The 12,073-nt window shown below is 54.5% G+C and carries 10 protein-coding genes; 2 read left to right on the top strand and 8 right to left on the bottom strand.

Annotated features, from left to right (window positions below; all coding sequences use genetic code 11):
• Window positions 1-598 precede the first annotated feature (598 nt).
• Window positions 599-2,329 carry an arginine--tRNA ligase gene (gene argS, locus GKC68_RS09485; RefSeq protein WP_342656782.1) on the top strand — a complete coding sequence of 577 codons (1,731 nt, stop codon included), beginning with the start codon at window positions 599-601 and terminating at the stop codon, window positions 2,327-2,329.
• Between the two features lie 312 nt (window positions 2,330-2,641).
• Entirely contained in the window at window positions 2,642-3,337 is a 696-nt protein-coding gene (gene aqpZ, locus GKC68_RS09480) for an aquaporin Z (RefSeq protein WP_028723394.1), read from the top strand.
• A 105-nt stretch (window positions 3,338-3,442) separates the two neighbouring features.
• Here aqpZ and GKC68_RS09475 read toward each other — a convergent pair whose 3' ends face one another.
• The 8 genes from GKC68_RS09475 to GKC68_RS09440 all read right to left on the bottom strand — a co-directional run bounded on the left by GKC68_RS09475 (window position 3,443) and on the right by GKC68_RS09440 (window position 12,033).
• Window positions 3,443-3,835, bottom strand: coding sequence for a flagellar protein FlhE (locus GKC68_RS09475; RefSeq protein ID WP_342656781.1), 393 nt, complete (start codon window positions 3,833-3,835; stop codon window positions 3,443-3,445).
• Window positions 3,832-5,925, bottom strand: coding sequence for a flagellar biosynthesis protein FlhA (flhA, locus tag GKC68_RS09470; RefSeq protein WP_028723392.1), 2,094 nt, complete (start codon window positions 5,923-5,925; stop codon window positions 3,832-3,834). Before flhA ends, GKC68_RS09475 begins: the two co-directional genes overlap by 4 nt.
• On the bottom strand, window positions 5,918-7,069 hold the full coding sequence (gene flhB / locus GKC68_RS09465; protein WP_047714992.1) for a flagellar biosynthesis protein FlhB: 1,152 nt from the start codon (window positions 7,067-7,069) through the stop codon (window positions 5,918-5,920). Before flhB ends, flhA begins: the two co-directional genes overlap by 8 nt.
• Window positions 7,070-7,271: 202 nt before the next feature.
• Window positions 7,272-7,913, bottom strand: a complete 642-nt coding sequence (gene cheZ, locus GKC68_RS09460) for a protein phosphatase CheZ (RefSeq protein WP_014593904.1) — start codon at window positions 7,911-7,913, stop codon at window positions 7,272-7,274.
• 9 nt (window positions 7,914-7,922) lie between these two features.
• Window positions 7,923-8,312: a chemotaxis response regulator CheY gene (cheY, locus tag GKC68_RS09455; protein ID WP_028723390.1), complete on the bottom strand. Its 390-nt coding sequence runs from the start codon at window positions 8,310-8,312 to the stop codon at window positions 7,923-7,925.
• A gap of 40 nt (window positions 8,313-8,352) precedes the next feature.
• On the bottom strand, window positions 8,353-9,402 hold the full coding sequence (locus GKC68_RS09450) for a chemotaxis response regulator protein-glutamate methylesterase (RefSeq protein WP_014605660.1): 1,050 nt from the start codon (window positions 9,400-9,402) through the stop codon (window positions 8,353-8,355).
• A complete protein-coding gene (gene cheR / locus GKC68_RS09445; RefSeq protein WP_013026103.1) occupies window positions 9,402-10,274 on the bottom strand; it encodes a protein-glutamate O-methyltransferase CheR in 873 nt (290 codons plus the stop codon). Before cheR ends, GKC68_RS09450 begins: the two co-directional genes overlap by 1 nt.
• 82 nt (window positions 10,275-10,356) lie before the next feature.
• Window positions 10,357-12,033: a methyl-accepting chemotaxis protein gene (locus tag GKC68_RS09440; protein WP_028723389.1), complete on the bottom strand. Its 1,677-nt coding sequence runs from the start codon at window positions 12,031-12,033 to the stop codon at window positions 10,357-10,359.
• Window positions 12,034-12,073: the final 40 nt, after the last annotated feature.

Below are 12,073 nucleotides of genomic sequence, written 5' to 3'. Positions count from 1 at the left end.
CTTAAATATCGTAACTCATTGTTAGCATTAAATCCTAAACGACATAATGGTAAGATTCATCTTATTTGGATGATTTTTTTCCATTAAGGCAGATAAATTACGCTTTTAATTCAGACTTATCTTCTTTTTAGATCCACAATTAAGTTGACAAAAACCACTTAACCATCTGTTTAAATTGATGTTAATTAATACAATAAGACAATTCTCATTTACCCACAACATGATTGCAGCCGCGTCACCTTTCTTATAAATTTGCATCAATACCATTATAAGGAACGTTTTTATGACTATGCTCATCGTAGTGGCAACATTAATCGCACTGATGGGATTTGCCCTTGCGCGCCACTGGAAGGTGCGAGAAGACAAGAGCGTTAAAAATGCGCGTCGCGCGCGCCGTCGCTAATCCTTTGGCAAACATCCTCGGCGCTGTTTCTCCGCGTTTATCCAGTTACTGACTCAGGCTGACAATTCACGTATACTTTTTCCCTCTTTTTTTCCGTTCTGCCTGGTGATGACGCTGGTCATCGCCTCCGGCAGAATGAGGATGAAGCACGCTGCGCTGTCAGCGTGCTTTTCTTAGCATATGTAAGGTAACCCGGTGAATATTCAGGCGCTTCTTTCCGCAAAAGTCAGTCAGGCTATGGTGCTGGCTGGTGCTCCCTCCGATTGCGAACCTCAGGTTCGCCAGTCGGCCAAAGTTCAGTTTGGTGATTATCAGGCAAACGGCATCATGGCCGTGGCCAAAAAACTGGGCCAGGCGCCGCGACAATTAGCTGAAACTGTTATTCAACATCTGGATCTTAGCGGTATTGCCAGTAAAGTTGAGATTGCCGGACCCGGGTTTATTAACATCTTTCTCGATCGTGGCTGGCTGGCAGAACATGCCAGGAATGCCCTGCAGCATCCGCGACTCGGCGTCGCCAGCGTTGAACCTCAGACTATCGTCGTGGATTACTCTGCCCCGAATGTCGCGAAAGAAATGCACGTCGGGCACGTCCGCTCCACCATTATTGGTGATGCCGCTGTCCGCACTCTGGCGTTTCTGGGCCATAACGTCATCCGGGCCAACCACGTTGGCGACTGGGGAACGCAGTTCGGAATGCTGATAGCTTTCCTTGAGAAACAGCAGAACGAAAACCATGCCGAAATGGCGCTGGCTGACTTAGAAGGGTTTTATCGTGAAGCCAAGCGCACCTACGATGAAGATCCGGAATTTGCAGAGCGCGCACGTCGCTACGTGGTGAAGTTACAAGGCGGCGATGACTACTGTCGTCAGATGTGGAAAAAGCTGGTCGATATCACCATGAGCCAGAACCAGCATATCTATGACCGCCTTAACGTCACGCTGACCCGCAAAGACGTCATGGGCGAGAGCCTTTACAACGACATGCTGCCGGGTATTGTTGCCGACCTTAAAGCGAAAGGGTTAGCCGTAGAGAGTGAAGGGGCGACTGTGGTCTTTCTGGATGAATACCAGAATAAAGAAGGTGAGCCTATGGGCGTCATCATTCAGAAGAAAGACGGCGGCTATCTTTACACTACGACTGATATTGCCTGCGCCAAATACCGCTACGAAACGCTGCATGCCGATCGGGTGATTTACTACATCGATTCGCGCCAGCATCAGCATTTACAGCAGGCGTGGACCATCGTGCGTAAAGCCGGTTATGTGCCTGAATCTGTGCCGCTTGAGCACCATGCATTTGGCATGATGCTGGGTAAAGACGGTCGTCCGTTTAAGACCCGCAGCGGCGGCACCATCAAACTTTCTGACCTGCTGGATGAAGCTTACGATCGTGCTTACTCGCTGGTTAGCGAAAAAAATCCGGAGATGAGCGAAGAAGAGCGGGCTGCACTTGCGGAAGTCGTCGGCGTCAGCGCGGTAAAATACGCCGATCTGTCAAAGAGCCGCACCACGGATTATATCTTTGACTGGGACAACATGCTGGCGTTTGAAGGTAACACCGCGCCTTATATGCAGTACGCTTATACGCGTGTCCTGTCGGTATTCCGTAAGGCCGGTATTGACGCCGACGCGATTCAGGCCGACATCACCCTGACGGACGACCGTGAAGCCCTGCTGGCTACGCGCCTGTTACAGTTTGAAGAAGTCATTACTCAGGTTGCCCGTGACGGCACGCCGCATGTGATGTGTGCGTACCTCTATGACGTGGCTGGCCTGTTCTCCGGCTTCTACGAGCACTGCCCGATTCTGGCGGCCGAAGATGAAGCGACCCGTCAAAGCCGGTTACAGATTGCTGCCCTGACCGCCAAAACCCTGAAACTGGGTCTGGACACGCTGGGTATCGAAACCGTCGATCGTATGTAACCTCTTCAGGCGCTGAGTGCCCACCGTGGCCCGGCGCCTGTCTCTCTGCCTTCCCCGCCTTCCCCGCTGCCGCGTCATGATTTTCGCGATCGCTGTTTTCGCCACCTGCTCTGCCCACGATATGAATCGGCCCGCTATCGCCTGAAAACCAGACATCATGATGCATAACAACGGACAAACTGTCCTGTGCAGCCATAATGTCCTGTTTATCTGCGTAAGATCATGGGGTTATTCCTTTCTGATGCGCGCGCTCTACTATAAGCCCGCATTTCATCAGGTCTTGACCTGTTAACGAGAAAGGAAACTAAGATAATGATTAAAAAAGCGTTTGCCGAATTCATCGGCACATTCTGGTTAGTATTGGCGGGTTGTGGAAGCGCTCTGCTGGCGGCAACCTTTCCGCAAACCGGGATTGGCTTTGCCGGCGTGGCTCTGGCTTTCGGCCTTGCCGTGCTGACGATGGCTTTTGCTGTGGGTCATCTTTCGGGCGGCCATTTTAATCCTGCCGTTACGCTGGGTTTATGGGCGGGCGGCCGTATCGGATATCAGGCCATTTTGCCCTATATCATTATGCAGGTCGCGGGCGGTATCGCGGCGGCGGCCGTGCTGTATGTGATTGCCAGTGGGCAATCTGATTTTGATGCCACCACCAGCGGGTTCGCGGCTAACGGCTTCGGCGAACACTCCCCCGGGGGCTACACCCTGTGTGCAGCAGTGGTCACTGAACTGGTACTCAGCGCCTTTTTCCTGATCATCATTCAGGGGGCGACCGATAAACGCGCGCCCGCGGGTTTCGCGCCCATCGCCATTGGCCTGGCCTTAACGCTCATTCATTTAATTAGCATCCCCGTAACCAATACGTCGGTAAACCCGGCACGCAGCACGGCGATGGCGCTGTTTCAGGGAACCTGGGCCTTACAGCAGCTGTGGGTGTTCTGGCTGGTGCCGATGGTGGGCGGTGTGGCTGGCGGGTTGATCTCTCGTTTTCTGCTGCGAAGTACGGACTGATTCAATACGGTAATAACCTAACCTGCCCGCTTCAGGCAGACCGGCTGCAATGCTCCACGCCTGCACGATTGCAGCCAGTCTGTCTTCGCAATGGAATCATCAGGCTTACTGGTAATTAACCGTCACGTCTGTGCTGACCACTTTCAGCCCGGGCGGTAAGCTGCCGCTCCCGGCGAAACCAAACACCATATGCAATGTTTCATCCGCGGTCACCCCAGTCAGCCCCCGCGTCGCACCGTTGGCACCGTCCAGTTCGGTACAGCGCTGCGCCGCACAAAGCCGGACCTGCAGGCCCGATGGCGCAGGCCGGGTAAGCTGATAGCGCCAGTTCACCACAGTCATTGCCCCTTTTACCTCGTCCGGCGGCGTTAAGGGCTGTGAGGATTGCCAGCTACCGCGATTGGCCATCAGCGGGCCCGCCGCGCTCGCGCTCCAGGCGCCGTCAGCGGCCTGGGCAAACAGCGGCAGGAACAGTGCAAACAGCATCATCGATCTCATTGTTTGCCTCCGATGGTGGCGGTCATGCGAATCTGACGATTGTCGCTTAATTCCATGTTAGAGAGCACCACCAGCTGCGGCATGTTACGACGCAGGAAGCGCGCCAGTAAGGCACGTAATGGATGGTTTACCAGTAAGACCGGCGGCGCGCCCATCATCTCCTGACGCTGTAAGGCTTCCTGCGTCTGGGCCAGCAGACGATCGGCAAGCCCCGGCTCCAGTCCACCACCGCCCTGCAGGGCCTGCAGTAACAGGCGTTCCAGCGTAGCATCCAGGCCAATGACCTGAACTTCACCGTTGCCCGGGAACCATTGTTGGGTGATGGCGCGACCCAACGCGACACGCACCACGCTGGTCAACTCCTGCGGATCGCTTTGAACCGGCGCGTGCTCTGCCAGCGTTTCAATGATGGTGCGCATGTCACGAATAGAGACGCGCTCCACCAGCAGGTTTTGCAGCACTTTATGCAGGGTTGTCAGGGTAATGACGCCCGGCACCAGATCTTCAGTCAGTTTAGGCATTTCGGACGAGACGCGATCCAGCAGCTGTTGCGCCTCCTGGCGACCAAACAGCTCGCTGGCATACTGACCAATCAGATGATTAAGATGGGTTGCCACCACCGTACTGGCTTCGACCACGGTAAAGCCTTGAATCTGGGCCTGTTCTTTCAGCGCGCCATCAATCCACACGGCGGCCAGGCCAAACGCCGGATCGACGGTGGCTTCACCCGGCAAGGTGCCCGCTGCGGTGCCGGGGTTGATCGCCATCCAGCGCCCCGGATACGCGTCACCACTGCCAATTTCTACGCCCTTCATCAAAATGCGATAGCGGGCCGGCGGCAATTCCATATTGTCACGGATATGCACCACCGGTGGCAGGAAGCCGACGTCCTGCGCCACCTTCTTACGGATACTGCGGATACGCCCCAGTAGTTCACCGTTTTGATTATGATCGACCATCGGAATCAGGCGATAGCCCACTTCCATTCCCAGGGTATCTTCCAGCTGTACATCGGTCCAGGACGCCTCGGCCGAGGCAGGTGTTTCCATCGATTTGGTGAGGCTGCTGGGTGATTCGACGCTCTTTTTCGGCTGCATTTCGCGGCCGCGTAACCACCATGCCAGCCCCAGTAAGGCCGCCGTAAACAGCAGGAAAACGAAGTTCGGCATGCCCGGCACCAGGCCCAGCAAACCGATTACGCCGCCGCTCAGCATCAGTACGCGAGGATCTTTAAACAGCTGGCCTACCATCTGCTCGCCGACGTCCTGATCGGTTGCCACGCGCGTCACAATAACACCCGCCGCCGTCGAGATAACCAGCGCCGGGATCTGGGCAACCAGACCGTCACCGATAGTCAGCAACGTATAGGTTTCTGCCGCCTGTCCTGCATCCATGCCGTGCTGCACGATACCGACCAACAGCCCGCCAATCACGTTGATGACCATGATCAAGATGCCCGCGATGGCATCACCACGCACGAACTTACTGGCACCGTCCATTGAGCCGTAGAAGTCGGCTTCCTGGGTGACTTCAGCACGGCGGCGTTTCGCTTCATCTTCACCAATCAGACCGGCATTCAGGTCGGCGTCGATGGCCATCTGCTTACCGGGCATCCCGTCAAGAACAAAGCGCGCGCCTACTTCAGCGATACGGCCGGCACCTTTGGTGATAACCATGAAGTTGATAATCACCAGGATGATAAACACCACAATACCGATGGCAAAGTTGCCCCCGACCAGGAAATGGCCAAAGGCTTCCACCACCCGTCCGGCGGCGGCAGCGCCAGTATGGCCTTCCAGCAAAATGATACGGGTTGAGGCAACGTTGAGCGCCAGGCGCAGCAAGGTCGAAAACAGCAGGATGGTTGGAAACGCTGCAAACTCCAGCGTGCGCTGGGTAAACATCGCCACCAACAGCACCATGATCGACAGGGCGATGTTAAAGGTAAACAACAGATCGAGGATGAATGGCGGTAACGGCAGAACCATCATCGACAAAATCATGATGATCAGCACCGGACCAGCAAGCACCTGCCACTGCATATCTTTGACGTTGCCCGGTAGGCGTAATTTAGCGGCCAGATTAGCCATCGTTTGTGTTCTCTCCTGCAAAGTCCATCTCTGCCGGGACCGGCAGGTCTTTAGGTTTTACGGGGATCAGGCCGCCTTCGCGCTTCCAGCGACGTAGCTGCCAGACCCAGGCCAGCACTTCTGCGACGGCGCCATACAGCGCGCCCGGAATGTGTTGTCCAATTTCAGTATGTCGATACAGCGCACGCGCCAGTGGCGGCGCTTCCAGAACCGGGATACGGTGTTCCGCGCCCAGTTCACGAATGCGTAAGGCAATATCCCCTGCGCCCTTGGCGATGACCTTGGGCGCGCTCATCTTTTTCTCGTTATATTGCAAGGCAACCGAGTAGTGCGTTGGGTTGGTGACGATAACGTCAGCTTTAGGAACATCGGCCATCATGCGACGCCGGGCGGCGGCACGCATCTGCTGGCGAATACGCCCTTTCACGTGCGGATCGCCCTCTTGCTGTTTGTGTTCGTCACGTATTTCCTGACGCGACATGCGCAGCTTTTTAAAATGGCTGTAGAGTTGCCAGAAAACGTCATAGCCCACCATGGGGATTAACCCGAGCATGACCAGCGAGCAGCAGATGGCAATCATATCCATGCCGTGAATCAGTGCCGTTGTCGGTGATTCGGCAATCAGACGCAGCATATCGGGCCAGTGGCTCCAGACGTACCAGCCGGCAACACAGCCGACAAGAATAGTCTTCAGGATGCCTTTAAACAGTTCGGTCCAGGCCTGAGCGGCAAACATACGCTTTAAACCAGACAGCGGGTTCAGTTTGCCAAAATCGACCTTAATGGATTTTCCACTGATTACCACGCCGCCCAGCAGCATTGGCGAGGCAATCGCGACCAGAACCAGCCCGCCCAGCAGCGGGAGCAGCGCCGCAATGGCCTGCATAATCAGATTGCCCACATGCGCAATGATGATTTTGTCATCGGTCACCATGGCATGGTCAAACCGCAATCCGGTTGACACCATCGCGGCCAGCCGGTGGGCCATCATGGCACCGCCGACCCATAAAATCATGATGCCGGCCAACAGCATCAGTAATGAGGTCAACTCGCGCGAACGCGGAATCTGGCCTTCTTCACGTGCTTTCTCAAGTCGGTGGGCCGTGGGCGATTCTGTTTTGTCTTCGTCGCTATTTTCTGACACCACAAACCTCGGTTGGCAGGAATTCTGAGCATAGAATGCCAAATTTGGGTTTGGTTAAAGCGTGGATAAAACGTGAAAAATGCGCGCTCTTTCACGGATGGCAAAAGAGAAAAGCGAAGTGGCCTGTCAGAAACAGGCCATCTTAGAAGGGGCGGCAATCGCCGACCGTTAACCGATCGGCGATGACCAGACAGACTGACGGTTAAAAACCCAGGCTGTCCAGCAGGTCATCAACCTGGTCCTGATTCGCCACAACGCCTGGCGCAGCGGCATTAACCTGAGGTCCGTTAAGCAGCGTGGTGCCAACCTGACGTTTCTCGGCGCTCACTTCTGGCATGTTTTCCAGCAGCACCATTAACAGCTGGCGCTCGATCTCCTGGATAACATCCATCATGCGTTTGATGACCTGACCGGTCAGGTCCTGGAAATCCTGCGCCATCATGATGTCGAGCAACTGCTTGTTGGTAAAAGAGGTGTGCGTAGGCACTTCCCCTAAATACTCACGCGTATCCGTCACCAGCTCGCGCGCGTCGGCAAGTTCAATTGGATTTTCAAACCACGCATCCCAGCGTCCTTTCAGCGCAATTGCGCCCGCTTCCATTTTGTCCTGGTGCGGTTGCGCTGCTTCGACGCTGTTCAGCGCCCTGTCGGCCGCCTGAGCGGTCTTTTGCACTACATAGTCCAGACGGTCGCGGGCGTCAGGAATGGCTTCAGCAGCTTCTGCAATGGCCTGATCCAGCCCCAGCTCACGCAGACTGTCACGCAGCATGCGGGTCAGTGAACCGATGCGGGAAATAATATCGTGTGCCGCGGCTTGCTCAGCTGATTTCGGAAGGTCGCTCATCACATCTCCTTACATACCCAGTTTTTCAAAAATTTTGCCCAGCTTTTCTTCAAGCGTGGCTGCCGTAAACGGCTTAACTACATAGCCGCTTGCACCCGCCTGAGCGGCAGCAATAATGTTTTCTTTCTTCGCTTCCGCCGTCACCATTAAAACTGGCAGGTTCGCCATGGCAGCATCGGCACGAATAGTCTGCAACAGTTGCAGGCCATCCATATTTGGCATGTTCCAGTCAGAGATAACGAAATCGAAACCACCTGCTTTCAGTTTGCCTAGCGCATCAACGCCGTCTTCCGCTTCTTCAACGTTATTGAAACCAAGCTCTTTCAGCAGGTTACGTACAATACGACGCATCGTATTGAAGTCGTCCACTACCAAAAAGCGCATGTTTTTATCAGCCATATCTACTCCTGTGTTATCTCGCCCGGCAGGACGGGCCTGGTTATATACGCAATGCCTGTCCGGCGCTAATTTTCGCCAGCATGTGCTGGCTGATGTTGCTTAAATCCACTACTTCGCTCACGCCGCCGCTGGCTATCGCCTCGCGTGGCATGCCAAAAACGACACAACTTGCTTCATTTTGCGCGATGGTCCAGGCGCCGGCACGATGCATTTCCAGCATGCCTGCTGCTCCATCGTTACCCATACCGGTCAGGATGACGCCGACAGCATTACGCCCGGCGTTAATCGCAACCGATTTAAACAAGACATCCACTGAAGGTTTGTGCCGGTTAACCGGTGGGCCTTCATTCAGCTTCACCACGTAGTTCGCCCCGCTGCGCCCCAGTTCCATGTGCATTGCGCCAGGCGCGATGTAGGCATGCCCAGGAAGAATACGCTCGCCATCTTCCGCTTCTTTCACTGTTATCTGGCACAGCTTGTTCAGCCGCTCGGCAAAAGATCGGGTAAAGCCCGGTGGCATATGTTGCGTAATCAGCAGTGCCGGACTGGTGGCCGGTAACGGCTGTAAAACGTGACGAATCGCCTCTGTGCCCCCGGTTGATGAACCAATGGCAATCAACTTTTCACTACTCAGCAACGGGCCGGCTTTCAGCGTGACCGGCGCGGGCATGACGTTACGAACATGCAGGCGCGCCCGGGCCGCCGCGCGAATTTTGTCACCAATCATCTGGCTGTAGGCCAGCATGCCTTCACGAATGCCTAACTGCGGCTTCGTCACGAAATCGATCGCACCTAACTCCAGTGCGCGCAGCGTGATTTCTGAGCCCTGTCCCGTCAGCGATGACACCATGACCACGGGCATAGGCCGTAAACGCATCAGTTTTTCAAGAAAGTCCAGGCCGTCCATGCGCGGCATTTCAACATCCAGCGTTAACACCTGCGGATTAAACTGTTTAATCAGATCGCGTGCCACTAACGGATCCGGGGCCGTAGCCACCATTTCCATATCAGGATGACTGTTGATGATTTCGGTCATCAGTTGCCGCATCAGCGCAGAATCATCTACGCACATCACGGTAATTTTGCTCATCATCTTTCCTTCGTCAGTCCATAAACGGTTTGCCCACGCAGCCAAAACTCTTTGCTAATCTGGCTGAAGTTCTCTGAGTGTCCGGCAAAGAGAATGCCGCCGGGCTTCAGCAGAGGAACAAAACGACGTAGAATTTTTTCTTGTGTTTCTTTATCGAAGTAGATCATTACGTTGCGGCAGAAGATCGCATCGAACGGTCCCGGTAAGGCCCAGTCATTTGCCAGCAGGTTAAGCTGGGTATAGTTCACCATGTTCGCCAGTTCGGAACGGACACGAACCATGCCAGCATGTGGACCTGTACCGCGTAAAAAGAAACGCTGTAACTGCGCGGGCGACAGCGTACGCAGCTCTTCCTGGCGGTAAACGCCCGCCACGGCTTTCTCCAAAACCTGGGTATCAATATCACTGGCATGTACCTGGAATTTACCCGGTCCCATGCCTAAGGTTTCAGCCAAGGTAATCGCGATAGAGTAAGGTTCTTCGCCGGTGGAAGCTGCCGTACTCCAGACGCTGAAATTTCCCTGACGTTTACGTGCATGCTCCGCAAGGATGGGAAAATGATGCGCCTCGCGAAAAAACGCTGTCAGGTTAGTGGTTAACGCATTAATAAACGCCTGCCACTCAGCACTGTTTGGATCATTTTCCAGCAGGGCCAGATAGCGACCAAAATCATCGATATTCAGCGTGCGCAGACGACGAACCAGACGGTTGTAAACCATCTCGCGCTTGTGATCGGCCAGCACGATCCCCGCACGCTGATAGATGAGCTGGCTGATACGGCGAAAATGGGTATCGGACAGGGGCAGGCGCTGCACCATTTGTGACAGCAGCGTCGTCGCTTCCGGTTGATCTAATAACGTCGATTTCTTCATCTTTGCACCTGGCCTGAACTAAACCTGTTGAACGTCTGCTGCTACGCCCAACCGCGTCTCAACGGCTGGGCTATCCAGGCAATTAAAAGGTTTCCCAGTTCTCGTCACCGCGCGGTGATGTCTGGCGAATGCCTTCTGACGGACTTTCTAAACGTAAACTTTTTGCCGCCGTAGTCTTGTTAACGGCCTGCGTGACAATTTCTTTACCAATATTAAAGGCAGAAACCGCTTGTTTTAAGTTACTGGCCTGATCTTCCAGCGCCGCAGCGGCTGCAGCAGACTCTTCCACCAGCGAGGCGTTCTGTTGTGTCACGCGATCCATCTCGGTCACCGCCTGACCCACCTGGTCAATGCCACGGCTCTGTTCGTCCGACGCAGAAGCAATTTCACCCATGATGTCGGTGACGCGCGTTACCGCACTGACGATCTCATTCATGGTATCGCCCGCGCTCTCAACCAGCACTGAGCCGGTGTTAACGCGACCAACGGAGTCTTCAATCAGGCCTTTAATCTCTTTTGCCGCCTGTGCGCTGCGCTGGGCCAGGTTACGAACCTCACCGGCTACCACGGCAAAGCCCCGTCCCTGTTCGCCCGCTCGCGCGGCTTCAACCGCTGCGTTCAACGCCAGGATGTTGGTCTGGAAAGCGATACCATCAATGACGCTGATAATGTCCGCAATTTTCCGTGAGCTGCCGGCAATTTCTTTCATGGTCGTGACCACGCCATCAACGACTTTGCCGCCCTGCTGTGCGGTTTCAGAGGCATTCAGCGCCAGCTTTGAAGCCTGACGGGCATTTTCCGCATTTTGTTTTACGGTCGCGGTCAGTTCTTCCATGCTGGCCGCCGTTTGTTCCAGCGATGCCGCCTGCTGCTCGGTTCGGGAAGAAAGATCGTTATTACCGACGGCGATTTCGCTGGCCCCGGTATAAATTGCATCTGCGCCGTCTCGCACGGTGCTGACGGTGCGCACCAGAGAACGTTGCATGTCCTGCAGCGAGGTCAACAGATCGCCAATTTCATTACGTACGCTAATGTTGATGGGCTGGGTGAGATCGCCGCCTGCGATGTGCTGAATATGTTCAATGCTCTCTTTGAGCGGTCGAATAAGCAGGCTGCGCATCAGGTTCCAGACCAGCACAATGACCAACAGCGTGACCAACAGCGTGCCTGCAACCAGCATAATCATGCGTTGATAGGCGGCATTGTTGGCATCCACGCCCTGCTGACTGAGTTGCAGGTTGTAGTTAAGCCAGGCATCGTAGTCTTTCTGGAATTTGTCCTGATAGCTCTGCGTCGGTTGGTCTACAAACCCTTTAAAGTTACCGTTGCCAAGAAATATGATCAGCTCCGCGAGTCCGTCATGGAATTGCTTATAGTTGGCCTGCAGCGTCAGTACGTTTTCAGCACTTTTACCTTTCTCAGAAAGATTGGCATTGAACATGGCATAGCCTTCTTCCGCACGCTTTAATTCACTATCTGCCAGCGCCAACAGCTCTTTAACGGTGGCACCTGAGCCGGCCATTTGCCCATCCTGCAAATAACGGATCCCGGCGCGGTTTAAGGTATTTCGCGCCTGTACCAGTGCGACCCAAGAGGTGCCCATGGCGCGTTGAAGCGTACTCAGACGTTGGTTATAGGCAAAATTTTCTTTATCTTCTGTCACCGTCTTGAAGAAGACGCCACCCGAAAAAATTTGCAGTAGCGCGAACAGTGCCAATACACAGAGAAGACCGGAGACAACACGTACTCGACTAAACATAGAAACCTCATTCATTAGCAATTCGATTCTGTTTATCGGC

The organism is Pantoea sp. RSPAM1, assembly GCF_038816185.1.
Lineage (GTDB): Bacteria > Pseudomonadota > Gammaproteobacteria > Enterobacterales > Enterobacteriaceae > Pantoea > Pantoea ananatis.
This window is presented reverse-complemented; position numbering and strand designations above follow the sequence as displayed.